At 62.8% G+C, this 13,014-nt stretch carries 16 protein-coding genes and 1 riboswitch; of the genes, 9 read left to right on the forward strand and 7 right to left on the reverse strand.

The window, feature by feature from the left end; genetic code table 11:
- The first annotated feature begins 3 nt into the window (after window positions 1-3).
- Window positions 4-474 carry a hypothetical protein gene (locus B2S33_RS05965; RefSeq protein WP_028688106.1) on the forward strand — a complete coding sequence of 157 codons (471 nt, stop codon included), beginning with the start codon at window positions 4-6 and terminating at the stop codon, window positions 472-474.
- A 67-nt stretch (window positions 475-541) separates the two neighbouring features.
- Window positions 542-838: a PA4642 family protein gene (locus B2S33_RS05970; protein ID WP_027916611.1), complete on the forward strand. Its 297-nt coding sequence runs from the start codon at window positions 542-544 to the stop codon at window positions 836-838.
- A 39-nt stretch (window positions 839-877) separates the two neighbouring features.
- Here B2S33_RS05970 and mqo read toward each other — a convergent pair whose 3' ends face one another.
- Window positions 878-2,386, reverse strand: a complete 1,509-nt coding sequence (gene mqo, locus B2S33_RS05975; RefSeq protein WP_023534698.1) for a malate dehydrogenase (quinone) — start codon at window positions 2,384-2,386, stop codon at window positions 878-880.
- A 604-nt stretch (window positions 2,387-2,990) separates the two neighbouring features.
- Window positions 2,991-3,224 carry a hypothetical protein gene (locus B2S33_RS05980; protein ID WP_027916610.1) on the reverse strand — a complete coding sequence of 78 codons (234 nt, stop codon included), beginning with the start codon at window positions 3,222-3,224 and terminating at the stop codon, window positions 2,991-2,993.
- A gap of 166 nt (window positions 3,225-3,390) precedes the next feature.
- On the opposite strand from B2S33_RS05980, the gene B2S33_RS05985 reads away from it, so the two are divergent.
- Window positions 3,391-3,972, forward strand: a complete 582-nt coding sequence (locus B2S33_RS05985; protein WP_023534676.1) for a YajG family lipoprotein — start codon at window positions 3,391-3,393, stop codon at window positions 3,970-3,972.
- A gap of 67 nt (window positions 3,973-4,039) precedes the next feature.
- Here B2S33_RS05985 and B2S33_RS05990 read toward each other — a convergent pair whose 3' ends face one another.
- Entirely contained in the window at window positions 4,040-4,246 is a 207-nt protein-coding gene (locus B2S33_RS05990) for a hypothetical protein (protein ID WP_027916609.1), read from the reverse strand.
- 159 nt (window positions 4,247-4,405) lie between these two features.
- On the opposite strand from B2S33_RS05990, the gene B2S33_RS05995 reads away from it, so the two are divergent.
- Window positions 4,406-4,666, forward strand: coding sequence for a hypothetical protein (locus B2S33_RS05995; RefSeq protein WP_027916608.1), 261 nt, complete (start codon window positions 4,406-4,408; stop codon window positions 4,664-4,666).
- A 59-nt stretch (window positions 4,667-4,725) separates the two neighbouring features.
- Here the strand turns inward: B2S33_RS05995 and B2S33_RS06000 are convergent, their stop codons facing one another.
- Complete coding sequence (locus B2S33_RS06000) at window positions 4,726-5,892, reverse strand: 1-acyl-sn-glycerol-3-phosphate acyltransferase (protein ID WP_288650057.1); 1,167 nt, start codon at window positions 5,890-5,892, stop codon at window positions 4,726-4,728.
- A gap of 127 nt (window positions 5,893-6,019) precedes the next feature.
- Here B2S33_RS06000 and B2S33_RS06005 point away from each other — a divergent pair, with 127 nt between their 5' ends.
- The 4 genes from B2S33_RS06005 (at window position 6,020) to B2S33_RS06020 (ending at window position 8,044) form a co-directional block, all read left to right on the forward strand.
- Window positions 6,020-6,205: a CPXCG motif-containing cysteine-rich protein gene (locus B2S33_RS06005; RefSeq protein ID WP_110606927.1), complete on the forward strand. Its 186-nt coding sequence runs from the start codon at window positions 6,020-6,022 to the stop codon at window positions 6,203-6,205.
- The gene (locus tag B2S33_RS06010; RefSeq protein WP_027916606.1) at window positions 6,205-6,465 is read left to right on the forward strand and encodes a putative signal transducing protein; all 261 of its coding nucleotides are present in this window, start codon (window positions 6,205-6,207) and stop codon (window positions 6,463-6,465) included. The genes B2S33_RS06005 and B2S33_RS06010 overlap by 1 nt, the downstream gene beginning before the upstream one ends.
- 15 nt (window positions 6,466-6,480) lie before the next feature.
- The gene (locus B2S33_RS06015; protein ID WP_288650058.1) at window positions 6,481-7,101 is read left to right on the forward strand and encodes an SOS response-associated peptidase; all 621 of its coding nucleotides are present in this window, start codon (window positions 6,481-6,483) and stop codon (window positions 7,099-7,101) included.
- 124 nt (window positions 7,102-7,225) lie between these two features.
- Window positions 7,226-8,044 (forward strand): M48 family metallopeptidase, encoded by an 819-nt coding sequence (locus tag B2S33_RS06020; RefSeq protein WP_023534677.1) that lies wholly within the window; start codon window positions 7,226-7,228, stop codon window positions 8,042-8,044.
- 58 nt (window positions 8,045-8,102) lie between these two features.
- On the opposite strand, the gene B2S33_RS06025 is transcribed toward B2S33_RS06020, so the two are convergent.
- The 3 genes from B2S33_RS06025 to B2S33_RS06035 form a co-directional block, all read right to left on the reverse strand.
- Window positions 8,103-8,687: a TMEM165/GDT1 family protein gene (locus B2S33_RS06025; protein ID WP_023534668.1), complete on the reverse strand. Its 585-nt coding sequence runs from the start codon at window positions 8,685-8,687 to the stop codon at window positions 8,103-8,105.
- Window positions 8,688-8,774: 87 nt separating this feature from the next.
- A riboswitch (yybP-ykoY riboswitch) is annotated at window positions 8,775-8,915 on the reverse strand.
- A 42-nt stretch (window positions 8,916-8,957) separates the two neighbouring features.
- Window positions 8,958-9,953, reverse strand: coding sequence for a class I SAM-dependent methyltransferase (locus tag B2S33_RS06030; RefSeq protein ID WP_288650059.1), 996 nt, complete (start codon window positions 9,951-9,953; stop codon window positions 8,958-8,960).
- A 50-nt stretch (window positions 9,954-10,003) separates the two neighbouring features.
- Entirely contained in the window at window positions 10,004-10,969 is a 966-nt protein-coding gene (locus B2S33_RS06035) for a 2-hydroxyacid dehydrogenase (RefSeq protein ID WP_288650060.1), read from the reverse strand.
- Window positions 10,970-11,174: 205 nt separating this feature from the next.
- Between B2S33_RS06035 and B2S33_RS06040 the strand changes: the two genes are divergently transcribed.
- Window positions 11,175-12,857, forward strand: a complete 1,683-nt coding sequence (locus tag B2S33_RS06040) for a fatty acid--CoA ligase (protein ID WP_027916602.1) — start codon at window positions 11,175-11,177, stop codon at window positions 12,855-12,857.
- The last annotated feature ends 157 nt before the right edge of the window (window positions 12,858-13,014 follow it).

Genomic DNA, 13,014 nt, shown 5'->3' on the forward strand with positions numbered 1-13,014 from the left:
CACATGCGTGCGTTCATCCCGTTCCTGCTGGCAGTCAGCCTGCCCCTGGCTGCCGCGCCGATGCACAGCCAATTCTTGCCGCCCGACGACCAGTCCCTGCGCCAGGCAGCGCCCACCGCCCAGCAGCTCCTTCAGGTCACCGACTACACCGTGGTGGTCGGCGCCCAGCGCCAATCGGACCAGCAACCCATTCCGATCACCTCTTCCTTGCAGGTGCGCCTCAAAGGCAAGCCTCTGAGCAAGGCGGCCAGCATCACCCAGGTGCTGCTGACCTTCGACGGCGAGGCGGCCAAGAGCCTGAAAAAGCCGCTGTACGACGAGAAGACACGCACGCTGAGCTTGAATTACCCGCTCAGCGATTACCGGGTCATCATGGACCTGCTGCGCAACGAGACCCTGTATGTGCAGTTTCTCACCTATGCCAACGGGCACATCTGGGCGGACCTGCACACCGGCACCGTACGTACGCGTTGAGGCTCGCGCGCGGCGGAAGGTACACTGCCGCCCTTTGAACATCGTGATGGTCCAGTTGGAGTCGGCAATGCGTAAAGACAAGAAACAGGTAATCGGTGACGAAATCAGCGACGACTACATCAAGGCGTTTCTCCAGTTCGAGCCCGCCGATGAGGTCACCTCGCCCTCGCTGCACAAGCTGGTAAAGGCTTACCGCGGCTTGCGCGTGGATGACTTCCGGCGTTTCGTTGGCTTCTTCGTCGAAGCAGGCTTGGACCTCGATGGTAAGGACGAGCACGGCAAGACGTTCGCCGAGCAGATCGCCGATCAGCGCAATGGCGAGGAGTACATCGAAATCATCGAAAACGCCCGCTCACGGGCATGAAAAAACGCCCCGAGGGGCGTTTTTCACTGGCCGGGCGGCTTAGGCGTAATGCTTGGCTGCCGGGCTGCTTTGCACCAGATCCAGTGCCGCATCGTTGTCGGCGCTGATCTTCTGGTAAAGCGCAGCGTCGGTGGCCAGGGTCTTCTCGCGCGCCGGGAAGATCTCCTTGAGCTTGGCTGCCCAGGCACCTTTTGCCTGCTCCGGGAAGCAGCGCTCGATCAGTTCCAGCATGATCGAGACCGTCACCGAAGCACCGGGCGATGCGCCCAGTAGCGCCGCCAGGCTGCCGTCCTGGGCAGACACCAACTCGGTACCGAACTGTAGAACGCCGCCTTTCTTCGGGTCCTTCTTGATGATCTGCACACGCTGGCCAGCCACTTCCAGGCGCCAGTCTTCGGCCTTGGCCTCGGGGTAGAAGCGGCGCAGGGATTCCAGGCGCTGCTCCATCGACTGCATCACCTCACTGACCAGGTACTTGGTCAGGTCCATGTTGTCTCGGGCCACCGCCAGCATCGGGCCAAGGTTGCCCAGGCGTACCGACAGGGGCAGGTCCAGCAGCGAACCGTGCTTGAGGAACTTGGTGGTAAAGCCGGCATACGGCCCGAACAGCAGGGATTTCTTGCCGTCGACCACGCGCGTGTCCAGGTGCGGCACGGACATGGGCGGCGCGCCAACGGCGGCCTGGCTGTAGACCTTGGCCTGATGCTGACTGACGATTTCCGGATTGTCGCAACGCAGCCACTGGCCACTGACCGGGAAGCCGCCAAAGCCCTTGCTTTCGGGGATGCCGGAGGCCTGCAGCAGCGGCAGGGCAGCGCCGCCGGCGCCGAGAAACACGAAGCGGGCGTCCACTTCGCGGCTGCCGCCGCTGTTGACGTCCTTGATGCTGACCGTCCAGCCGGCGCCGTTGCGACGCAGGCCCACGACCTTCTTGCAATACTTGACCTGCGCGTCGGGCGCGTCGCCCAGCAACTTGAGCAGTTTGTTGGTCAGGGCCCCGAAATTGACGTCGGTCCCCTTGAGCACCCGGGTGGCGGCAATGTGCTGGTCAGCCGGGCGGCCCGGCATCATCAGCGGCATCCACTCGTTCATCACGGCCTTGTCGTCGGTGTACTCCATCTCGGCAAAGGCGTGATGCTGCTTGAGCAGTTCATAGCGCTTTTTCAGGAAGGCGATGCCCTTGTCACCCTCGACGTAGCTCAGGTGCGGTACCGGGTTGATGAACGCCCGCGCCGGGCCGAAGTTGCCTTTCTTGCTCAAGTAGGCCCAGAACTGGCGAGACACCTCGAACTGGGTATTGATGTGCACGGCCTTCTTGATGTCGATGCTGCCATCAGCGGCCTGGGGCGTGTAGTTCAGCTCGCACAAGCCGGCGTGGCCGGTGCCTGCGTTGTTCCAGGGGTTGGAACTCTCTGCGGCCCCGGAATCCATCGCCTCGACCACTTCGAGTTTCAGGGTCGGGTCGAGCTCCTTGAGCAGTACGGCCAGGGTGGCACTCATGATGCCTGCGCCTACCAGTACTACATCAACCGATTCGTTCTGCGCCATTTAACGCGTCTCCACAATCTACAGCTACCTAATTGACAGCACAGGATCACCGGGTTCTCCAGGATCGCCATGTCCGACTTTTCGCAGTTCATGCAACGTCCGCGGACACCGCCAACCAGTCTTTGGGTTCGCCTATTGAACCCTGTTTGCCCCAGGTGCGGCAATTCGACTTATGGTCAACGACCCTCGGATGCGCTACGCAAGCCGCTCAGACACGCATCCAGGTTGGGGCCATTTGCCGCCTGTTCAGGGCTGTAGGGGACACACCTGCCGCTTTTGCACATGCCAGATTGTTCATTTGCTCGCCACACTCTTGTGAAGTAGTGAAAACCGTTTTTTCACGCTCTTTTGGAGACGTGAACCTCAAAAGGGGACTGCGCGATGGCAACCCACAGGTTCTTTGCAGTGTGACGGCCATGGAAGCAGGCACGACAGCCGATGCAAGACCTGAGTGGAAGGCTCTCTGTGGGCGAGGCGGGTAGATTTGCCGTGGTCAGACGGCGGATGCGGGGCCCGATCAGGAGACGTCCTTATAATCGGGGGGAGATTATAGCGATGTCGCAGCCAGAAATGTCGCCATTTCGCGGTTTTATTGCGGGGTTTTTCAGGCAGCCAGGATGCGTTGGTGCCAACGACGACTTGTCGGCTTGCAAACCCGGGCATCGTCCGGCAGTGCATGACCCAGCCAGGCAAGCTGCACCTCTTGCACCTGCACCCAGCCATCGCCCTCGGGTGCTTGCGAGCAATGCTTGAAGGCCAGGCACGTGCCATTCGCGTCGAGCAGGGCGTAGGCGGTGTGGCGAGGAGCAGGCAACAGCAGGTGCAAAAGCGAGGCCATGGCAGATGTCCTGTGCAGGTGAACGTGCTGCCACCTTAAGTGTCGCCGGTTAAGCGTTCGTGACAACCTCGGGCCTACCGGGCGCAAGCGGTGCAAGCCGCTTGTAGCCAGGCCCTTGCCGCTGGGTATACTGTGCGCCATCGCCGCATTTTCTGGAGAATCGCGCATGTTGCAACGACTGTTGTTCGGTTTGATCACCGTAGCCAGCCTCAGCCTGGTCGGTTGTGCCCACAGCCCGCAACAACTCAATCCGCAGCCCAAGCTCACCGCGCAACTCACCCCGGTGGGGCAGGGCCAGCCGGTGGTGGTGCGAGTGGTAGACGGCAGGCCTTCACCGTCGCTGGGCACCCGCGGTGGCATGTACCCGGAAACCAGCACCATCAGTGTCAGCGGCAACCAGGTGGTGCCCAAGCTGCAGGCCCAGGCCGAGGCTGCCGTGCGCCTGCTGGGCTTCACGCCCACCACCGCAGGCAACGCGCCCCAGTTGACCGTTACCCTGGCCGAGCTGAAGTACCAGTCGCCCAAGGACAAGCTGTACGTGACCGAAGCCACCATTGGCGCTACCTTCCGTGCTGACGTCGCCAACAACGGCCGCCGCTACACCGGTCGCTATGGCGCTTCGCTGGATCAGCGCTTTGGCATGGCGCCAAACCAGGACACCAACACCCAGTTGGTCAGCGATGTGTTGAGCGACGCACTGACCCGGTTGTTCAAGGACCCAAGCATCGGTCAGGTGCTGGCGCAGTAACGTTCAATGCTTCACTCAAACCGCTGCCCGGTGACGGCCAGCGGTTTTTTCATGCCGCGTGCCGGTATCATGCCGTCGCGATGCGCAGGTCCAGCAGGCTGATCCCGGTCTGGGTGTCCACCTCGGGCCAGTGCTCATGGGCATGCCCGCCCAAGGCGCAGTAGACCAGCCATTGGCGGTCTTGGACATTGATGGCCAAACCATCGATGAGCGCCTGTTGCTCATCACTCTGGGCAACGAGGTAGAGGCGGTCCTGGTTTTCGGCATGCAGCATGACGAGCTCCGGTTCGAGGAAGGACGACAGGGTGGCCTGTTCTGATGACGAACCGATGACAGATGAAATTAAATGACACCCGGTCGCCGCCGTGCAGGCAGTGCCAGGTGGCTTGGGTAGAATGCTGGCTTTTGTTCAGGTCTACGCCGAGGTAACGCGATGTCCATGCACATGCTCTGGGGGCTGATTGCCGCCCATCCCACCAAGCTCATCAATGTGCTGGCCTTGCTGCTGACGTGTCCGGGCGGCCTGCTGTTGCACAGCGCCAGGCGTGAGGCGGCCGATGCACGGCTAGGGTTGGGGGCGCAGCCGAGGACGTTTGCGCGATTCGCTGGGTGGGTGCCCAGGCAGCGCTACAGCCTGGGCTTCGCCTGCCTGGCCATTGCGCTGGTGCTGTCGTGGGTCAGCACCTGGGCCTGAGCACAATCGGGGGCTCAGGCCGAACGCGAGGCTCGCGTTCAACAGCGCCCCCTTGATGCTCAAGCAAGCGGTGCCTGCTGCCTGACCTGATACTGATTGCGCACCGGCGTCGCGTATTGCAACACCAGGTAAGGCCGCTGCTCTTCAGGGCAGGCATCCAGACGGCGCTGCCATTCTTCCTTGGCATTGGCCAGTTCATCGGCTGGGAACACCTGCTCGGCGCTTGGCACCTGCAGCGTGTCATCCTGCTCGGCCCACATCGCATAGGCCAGGTAATGCACGGGGAACAGTCGATAACCGCCGAGGATCTGCCGGTCGATTTCCGCTGCCAGCTGCTTGGTGTCCTCGTAGTACTGGGTCACTGGCGGTGCAAAGTTGATGTGCACGCGGCCCTTGTAGCCGGTAATGCCCTTGGCGATGCTGTGATCGTCCTCTCCCGGCGCCTTCTGGTAAGTACCGGTGGTGGCGCGGATGTACAACTCACGGGCCTTGGCCTGGTCGCAGGGGTCGTATTCGTAGCTGATCGATACCGGCGTCAGGTTCAGGCTCTGGATGACCGCGCCGAATGCCTCGTCCTTGCGGCTCATGTGGAACATCTTGAGGATGGCCGAATCGGTGCGGTCGTCGCCATCCTTGGCCCGGCCTTCGGCCTGGGCGATCCAGATGGAGGTGCTGTCGTTGATGATGGAGTGACTGATATAGGCCGACAGTAGCTGGTAGGCGGCCAGTTTCTCGCGACGGCCGGTGATCGAGCGGTGCACGATGAAGCTCTTGTTGAGCCGCATGAGGTCGCTGACGAATGGTTTTTGCAGCAGGTTGTCGCCGATGGCGATGCGCGGGGTGGGCAGGCCGGCGTGGTACACCGCGTAGTTGACGAATGCCGGGTCCATGACGATGTCACGGTGATTGGCCAGGAACAGATAAGCCGTGCCGGCCTTGAGCTGCTCCACACCCGAATAGGTCACGCCATCGGTGGCGCGGTCGATGGTGCGATCAACGTAGTGCTCGACCTTGTCCTGCAGGGTCGATACACAGGTCACGCCAGCGAACTCCTGGCGCAGGCGCCGGGCGATCAGCGGTTTCAGCAGCCAGCCAAAGGCACCGGCTGCGCGCGGGAAGCGGAAATGAGTCAGGATATCGAGGAATGCGGGGTCGCTGAGCAAGCGTGCCAGAACTCCAGGGACCTCAGCGTCGTCGTATGGTCGGATGGCATCGAATTCGCCCATCATGCTCTCTTGTTGGAAACGGCTAGGGTAATAATGAAGTACGGGCAGGCTCCGAAAAACGGCTCGGACGCACGTGGCCCTGTAAACAGAGCGGCAATTATACGCATAACTCGTCGTGGAGGCCCTGATGCTGGAAACAGAGTTCTACGATTGCCCTTATTGTGGCGAACGGGTGGAAACCTGCGTCGATCTGTCCGGCGGCGATCAGGTCTACACCGAAGACTGTCAGGTGTGCTGCCGGCCGATCGTGTTCGTGCTGCAGGTGCATGACGACGAATGGATGCTCGATGTCAGACGTGAGGACGATGCGTGATGAGGCGTATCTACGAACCTGAAAGCCTGCTCGAGGCTGAGATGCTGGCCGGTATGCTTGCCAGCGAAGGGGTGCAGGCGCACCTGGTGGGCCGCGATCTTGTCGGGGCGACCGGCGAATTGCCTCTGCACGGTCTGCTGGGCTTGTCGGTGGCCGATGAGCAGGCCGAATACGCACGGCAGTTGATCGATGCGTACAATGACGCCCAGCCACTGGTTGGCGACGAGCCGGAGAGCTTCCCCGGTACCTTGATCTGCTAGGTTCAGAATTACCTCATGTGTGGACGTTACGCCCTGTTCCGCTGGTCCCAGGCATTGGCCAACCTGCCTGGCTTTCCCGCCGGGCAACCCGCCCAGTGGAATATTTCGCCCGGCAATACTGTCCTTATCCAGCGCCAGCTGGGTGGGCAGCTGCAAGTGGCCAAGGCACGCTGGGGGCTGACGCCGCCGTGGCTCACCGACCTTTCCCGCACTCCTGCGCACGCCCGCGCCGAAACGCTGGCCGAGCAGCCGATGTTTCGCGAAGCGTTTCGCCAACGACGCTGCCTGATACCGGCCAACGGGTTCTATGAGTGGCGGGGCAGTGTGCGCAAACGGCCCTTCTGGCTGACCCCGGGGGAGGGGGCATCGCTGTATTTCGCCGCTGTGTGGGAGGCTTATGCCGTACAGGAGCAGGTCTGGCTCAGTTGCGCCGTGGTCACCCAGGCGGCGATGAACCAACGCAGGCCCCTGATTCTGGATGAGGCAGGGCAGGCTGCCTGGCTGGATCCGCAAACGCCGCTGATCCGTTTGCAGGAATTGCTGGCCAGCCCCTCGGTGACGTTGCGCGAGCGGGCACTGGCGCCTTTCGTGAACGACCCGAAACTGGACGCTCCCGAGTGCCTCACCCCGGCCTGAGTGCCTGTCCATGCTTTGTGGCGCGCCGCGCAGAGGGCACGGGTGTGCAAAATCTTCCCTGCGGCTATGGCGGCCTACCCATGAGTCATCCTAGGATACGGCGCATGTAAAAAGGAGTGTTTCCATGCGTAAGTCTTTTGTCATCAGCCTATTGAGCGCTGGCATCCTGCTCGCCGGCTGCCAAGGGGTGAACACCACCAGCGGCGGTGCAGTGGGCGTTGAGCGCAAGCAGTACATGTTCAGCATGCTGTCGCCGGACGAGGTCAACACGATGTACGCCCAGTCGTACCAGCAGACCCTGGGCGAGGCGTCCAGCAAAGGCTTGCTCGACAAATCCAGTGCCGATGCCAGGCGCGTACAGGCCATTGCCAACCGATTGATTGCCCAAGCGCCCCAGTTCCGGCCGGACGCTGCGCAGTGGAAGTGGGAGGTCAACGTGATCAAGAGCGATGAGCTCAATGCCAACTGCGGACCAGGCGGCAAGATCATCGTCTACACGGGCCTGATCGATCAGCTCAAGCTCAACGACGCCGAGATCGCGGCCGTCGTGGGTCACGAAATCGCCCACGCCTTGCGCGAGCACAGCCGTGAAGCCATGTCCAAGGCCTACGGCGTGGAAATGGCGCGCCAGGGGGCCGGCGCCATCTTCGGCCTGGGTCAGGACAGCATGGCGCTGGCCGACACCGTGGTGAACTACGCCATGACCTTGCCCAACAGCCGGGCCAACGAGAACGAAGCAGACCTGATCGGTCTTGAGCTCTCGGCACGTGCAGGCTACGACCCGAACGCGGCCATTACCCTGTGGAACAAGATGAGCAAGGCCTCGGAAGGGGCGCCACCGGAGTTCATGAGTACGCACCCGGCCTCGGCCAGCCGTATTGCCGCCTTGCAGGCAGCCATTCCCAAAGTCATGCCACTGTATCAGGCAGCGGCCAAGCCCTGAGGCCGGCTGCAAGTGGGCAAGCTGGCGCCATGAAGGCGCCGGTCTGCCCGCCGGTGCGTCAACCCACCCAACCGCTGGCCTTCATGGCCGTGTAGACCGCAACAATCGCGAGCACGAAGAACGCGGCGGCCGCCAGGCGGCGAATCAGCGTCAGCGGCAGTTTGTCGGCGGCGAAATTACCCGCCAGCACCACGGGCACGTTGGCGATCAGCATGCCCAGCGTGGTACCGACGATGACCATGATCAGGTGTGGGTACTGCGCAGCCAGCATGACCGTGGCGACCTGGGTCTTGTCCCCGATCTCGGCAAGGAAGAACGCGATCAGCGTGGTCAGGAACGGCCCGAAGCGGCGCGCAGGGTTTTCGTCGTCGTCCATTTTGTCCGGCACCAGCGTCCACAGGGCCGTGGCGGTGAAGCTGGCGGCCAGGATCCAATGCAGCGCAGCGTCGCTGAAGAAACTGCCGAACCAGGCGCCCACGGCACCTGCTGCGGCATGGTTGGCCAGCGTGGCCGCGACGATGCCGGCAATGATGGGCCAGGGCTTGCGAAAGCGGGCAGCGAGGATGAGCGCGAGCAGCTGCGTCTTGTCGCCGATTTCGGCCAGGGCAACGATTGCGGTGGGGACCAGCAGAGATTCCAGCATCAGGGTTCCTACGGGGGCGGGTCGACACGGCTATGACACGTACGACCTCCCCGCCCCGGGTAAGGTGTGCGTGTCATAGGTCTTGTCAAACCCCGGGCCTGTCTGTGCAGGCCTGGCCATGCAGGTTTGCATGGTGGGTCGCACGCGCCATGGTCTGTGGACCAAGTATGTTGACGCGTACCGGGCGAGCGTGGCGCTCGCGGGAGACTACTCCCCTAGGACGGTGCGGATTCTGCCTAGGCGAAACGGTTTCGGCAAGCGCTGTTTTTATCAGCGTGTTGCCTGGTAGATCCTGAACCCGTCGGCTTCCTCCAGGACCTGACAGTTGCCCAACGCTGCTTCGATGATCGGTTTGTAGCGCAGGAAGGTGTTGGCTACCAAGCGTATCTGGCCGCCTTTTCGCAGATGAACGGCAGATTTTTGCAGCAGGTTCTCCGATGCCTGGTAATCGGTATGGACCCCGGTGTGAAACGGCGGGTTGCTCAGTATCACGTCCAGGTCCAAAGGTGCTGCATCGATACCGTCACCTTGCACGACGTCGGCTTCCAGGTCGTTGGCCGCCAGGGTCAGACGGCTGGCGGCCACGGCGAAGGCATCCACATCGAGCATCGTTACCCGGCTGTCTGGGTAGCGCCGTTTCACTGCCGTCCCCAGCACGCCAGCGCCGCAGCCGAAGTCCAGCACATGACCTTCGGGCAGCGCCTCCAGGTGGCGCAGCAGCACCGCCGTGCCTCGGTCGAGGCGGCCGTGGCTGAAGACCCCAGGCAGGCTCACCACCTGCAAGGGACCCTCTGGCAGAGCCAGCTCGAACTGCTTGGCCAACGTGTGCAGCGCGACTGCCTCCGGCGCCTGCTCGATGCTGACTTGCCACAGTTGGCAGTGCCGGGCGCTGTCGAGTTTGCGCGGTTTGCCCAATGCCTGGAGGTGCCGTGCGACGCTTTCGATCCCCCCGCGCTTTTCACCCACCACGTACAACGTGCCGCCTTGCAGGCGTGCGGCCAGGGTGGTGAGCAGGTAGGCCGCCAGCTCGCGCGACTTGGGAAGAAACAGCACGGCAGTGGGCACGTCCACCGCTGGAGGCTCCACCGCGCAATGGCAGCGGCCGGCAAAGCGGCTTTCGAGCAGGGCGTGATCGCCTGCGTGCCAGGTCCAGGCATGAGCCTGGGGCAGTTGAGCCAACAGGCCATCGGCTGGGGCCCCTGCAATCAGCAGCGGGCCCTGGAACAGCTCTGCCTGGCGGAGCAACACTTCACTGCGCGGGTCCATGGACGACGCCTCCGAAAAATCGCGCAGTGTAGCAGAGCTGCGCTTGCGCCTCAGCCGACCACGCGGCGTGCCTGCCCGGCAAAGTACGCCTGGGCGTTTTCCGCCAGTTGGCCCACGATCCGCTGGCGCGCCTCGACCGCGCCCCAGGCGCTGTGAGGGGTAACGATCAGGCGCTCGATGCCAGGTTCGAGCAGGGGGTTGCCGTCAACCGGAGGCTCGACGCTCAATACGTCGGTTGCAGCCCCGCCCAGGTGGCCGCTGCGCAATGCATCGGCCAGCGCCTGTTCATCGATCAGCCCGCCACGGGCGGTATTGACCACCAGTGCACCGGGCTTGAGCAAGGCCAGCTCGCGCTTGCCGATCATGTGCCGGGTGTGCTCATTCAGGGGGCAATGCAGGGTCAGGGCGTCGACCTGTGACAGCAGTTCATCCAGTGGCAGGCGGTCGGTACGGCTCGGCCGGCCTGGAATCTGCCCGCTCAGCACGCGCATGCCGAAGGCTTCGGCCAGGCGCGCCACTGCACCGCCCAGTTCGCCATGGCCCAGCAAGCCGAGGGTCTTGCCCTCCAGCTCGACGATTGGATAGTCCAGCAGGCAGAACTGGCTAGCTTTGGCCCATCGCCCCTCGGCCACCGCCTGGTTGTAATCACACAGGCGCGTGGCCAGCGCCAGCAGCAGGCCCAGGGTGTGCTGGGCCACCGAAGGTGTGCCGTAGCCCTGGCAGTTGCAGACCGTGATGCCTTGCGCCCGTGCGGCAGCCAGGTCGACGTTGTTGGTGCCGGTGGCGGCCACCAGGATCAGCTTGAGCTGTGGGTTCGCTTCGAGGCAGGCGGCGTCGAGCACCACCTTGTTACTGATCACCGCAACAGCACCTTGAAGACGTTCCGCCACCTGTTCTGGCGTCGTGGCAGCGAACAGCGCCAGTGAATCGAACGACTGATGCAGCGGTGTCAGGTCCAGGTCGCCCAGGTCCAGGGAGTCGTGGTCGAGAAAAACGGCGTGGCGCGAGCTGGGCATAGATGGGCTCCGGTTACAGAGAAGGGGGGATGAAGGTCTGGTTGACGCCTGTGGGCCAGTGTCCAGCCCCTGCTTGCCGCCCGTCAACGCCTGGCGCCTCAGGCTGCATTGGCCAAATCATTCCTTCGGCTGATTTGACCGGCGCAGTCGCACACTACAGTGACGCCACGCCTTGCAAGCCCTCGCCTCAATAAAAGGGATATTTATGCTGCAGACCCGTCTCCTCAAGCCCGCCGACGACGCCTATGCCTACCCCCTGCTGATCAAGCGCCTGCTGATGTCGGCCAGCCGCTACGAAAAAACCCGTGAGATCGTCTACCGGGACCAGGTGCGGCTGACCTACGCCCAGTTGAACCAGCGCATCGCGCAGTTGGCCAACGTGCTGAGCGAAGCTGGCGTCAAGGCCGGTGATACCGTGGCAGTGATGGACTGGGACAGCCACCGCTACCTTGAGTGTATGTTCGCCATCCCGATGATCGGGGCGGTGGTGCATACCATCAACGTGCGCCTCTCGCCCGACCAGATTCTTTACACCATGAATCATGCCGAAGACCGGCTGGTGCTGGTCAACAGCGACTTCATCGAGTTGTACCAGTCCATTGCCGGCCAGCTGACCACGGTCGAGCGCACCGTGCTGCTGACCGATGGGGCGGACACCCAGGCGGCCTTGCCTAACCTGGTCGGCGAGTATGAACAGCTGTTGGCTGGCGCGAGCACGCAGTACGATTTCCCCGACTTCGACGAACACTCGGTCGCCACCACCTTCTACACCACAGGCACCACGGGCAACCCCAAGGGGGTGTATTTCACCCATCGGCAACTGGTCCTGCATACGCTGGCCGAAGCCTCGGTCATGGGCAGCATCGACAGTGTGCGGCTGCTGGGCAGCGATGATGTGTACATGCCCATCACCCCCATGTTCCACGTGCATGCCTGGGGTATTCCGTACGTTGCGACCATGCTGGGCGTCAAACAGGTGTACCCGGGGCGTTACGAGCCCGAGATGCTGCTCAAGCTATGGCGCGAAGAGCGGGTCACCTTCTCCCACTGCGTGCCCACCATCCTGCAGATGCTGCTCAACTGCCCTCACGGCAAAGGTGTGGATTTCGGCGGTTGGAAAATCATCATCGGCGGCAGTGCGCTGAACCGTTCGCTCTACGATGCGGCCTACGCCCGCGGCATTCAGCTGACAGCGGCCTATGGCATGTCCGAGACGTGCCCGTTGATCAGTGCCGCGCACCTCAACGACGAGCTGCAGGCCGGCACCGAAGATGAGCGCATCAGTTACCGCATCAAGGCCGGTGTACCGGTGCCGCTGGTGGAGGCGGCCATCATCGATGCACAAGGGCGTTTCCTGCCCGCCGACGGTGAAAGCCAGGGTGAACTGGTGCTGCGCGCGCCATGGTTGACGCAGGGCTATTTCAAAGAGCCGGAAAAGAGCCAGGCCTTGTGGGAGAACGGCTGGCTGCACACCGGCGACGTCGCCACGCTCGACAGCATGGGTTTCATCGACATCCGCGATCGCATCAAGGATGTGATCAAGACCGGCGGCGAATGGCTGTCTTCGCTGGATTTGGAAGACATGATCAGCGCGCATCCGGCTGTGCGGGAAGTGGCGGTGGTCGGGGCTGCCGACCCGCAGTGGGGCGAGCGCCCCTTTGCCCTGGTGGTGGTGCGCGAAGGCCAGGCGATCGACGCCAAGGCACTCAAGGAGCACCTCAAGCCGTTCGTGGAGCAAGGGCGCATCAATAAGTGGGCCATCCCCAGTCAGGTCGCCCTTGTTACTGAAATTCCCAAGACCAGTGTCGGCAAGCTCGACAAGAAACGCATCCGCCAGGACATTATCGAGTGGCAGGCCGGTAACAGTGCCTTCCTGTCCACCCTGTGAAAGCGGGCATGCGGCAATCTGTCCCGGGCCAACCCGCATGCCAGAGCGGTGCAGTGCTTGCCAAATTGCGCAAATGCGCCATTCTTCGGCACGGCCGGGGCGCAGTCGGAGCACACAGCACCGCCCTGGCGGCACGGAGCGCAAATCACACTTTAGA

It is taken from the genome of Pseudomonas sp. UBA5568 (genome assembly GCF_002425525.1).
GTDB classification, from domain to species: domain Bacteria; phylum Pseudomonadota; class Gammaproteobacteria; order Pseudomonadales; family Pseudomonadaceae; genus Aquipseudomonas; species Aquipseudomonas fulva.

What these genes read in the sequence shown, in the direction of transcription:
- B2S33_RS05965 (WP_028688106.1), top strand. Translation starts at nt 4, where the DNA reads ATGCGTGCGTTCATCCCGTTCCTGCTGGCAGTCAGCCTGCCCCTGGCT.
- B2S33_RS05985 (WP_023534676.1), top strand. Translation starts at nt 3,391, where the DNA reads ATGTTGCAACGACTGTTGTTCGGTTTGATCACCGTAGCCAGCCTCAGC.
- B2S33_RS05995 (WP_027916608.1), top strand. Translation starts at nt 4,406, where the DNA reads ATGTCCATGCACATGCTCTGGGGGCTGATTGCCGCCCATCCCACCAAG.
- B2S33_RS06030 (WP_288650059.1), bottom strand. Translation starts at nt 9,953, where the DNA reads ATGGACCCGCGCAGTGAAGTGTTGCTCCGCCAGGCAGAGCTGTTCCAG.
- B2S33_RS06010 (WP_027916606.1), top strand. Translation starts at nt 6,205, where the DNA reads ATGAGGCGTATCTACGAACCTGAAAGCCTGCTCGAGGCTGAGATGCTG.
- B2S33_RS06025 (WP_023534668.1), bottom strand. Translation starts at nt 8,687, where the DNA reads ATGCTGGAATCTCTGCTGGTCCCCACCGCAATCGTTGCCCTGGCCGAA.
- B2S33_RS06000 (WP_288650057.1), bottom strand. Translation starts at nt 5,892, where the DNA reads ATGGGCGAATTCGATGCCATCCGACCATACGACGACGCTGAGGTCCCT.
- B2S33_RS06020 (WP_023534677.1), top strand. Translation starts at nt 7,226, where the DNA reads ATGCGTAAGTCTTTTGTCATCAGCCTATTGAGCGCTGGCATCCTGCTC.
- B2S33_RS06035 (WP_288650060.1), bottom strand. Translation starts at nt 10,969, where the DNA reads ATGCCCAGCTCGCGCCACGCCGTTTTTCTCGACCACGACTCCCTGGAC.
- B2S33_RS05980 (WP_027916610.1), bottom strand. Translation starts at nt 3,224, where the DNA reads ATGGCCTCGCTTTTGCACCTGCTGTTGCCTGCTCCTCGCCACACCGCC.
- B2S33_RS05990 (WP_027916609.1), bottom strand. Translation starts at nt 4,246, where the DNA reads ATGCTGCATGCCGAAAACCAGGACCGCCTCTACCTCGTTGCCCAGAGT.
- mqo (WP_023534698.1), bottom strand. Translation starts at nt 2,386, where the DNA reads ATGGCGCAGAACGAATCGGTTGATGTAGTACTGGTAGGCGCAGGCATC.
- B2S33_RS06040 (WP_027916602.1), top strand. Translation starts at nt 11,175, where the DNA reads ATGCTGCAGACCCGTCTCCTCAAGCCCGCCGACGACGCCTATGCCTAC.
- B2S33_RS06015 (WP_288650058.1), top strand. Translation starts at nt 6,481, where the DNA reads ATGTGTGGACGTTACGCCCTGTTCCGCTGGTCCCAGGCATTGGCCAAC.
- B2S33_RS06005 (WP_110606927.1), top strand. Translation starts at nt 6,020, where the DNA reads ATGCTGGAAACAGAGTTCTACGATTGCCCTTATTGTGGCGAACGGGTG.
- B2S33_RS05970 (WP_027916611.1), top strand. Translation starts at nt 542, where the DNA reads ATGCGTAAAGACAAGAAACAGGTAATCGGTGACGAAATCAGCGACGAC.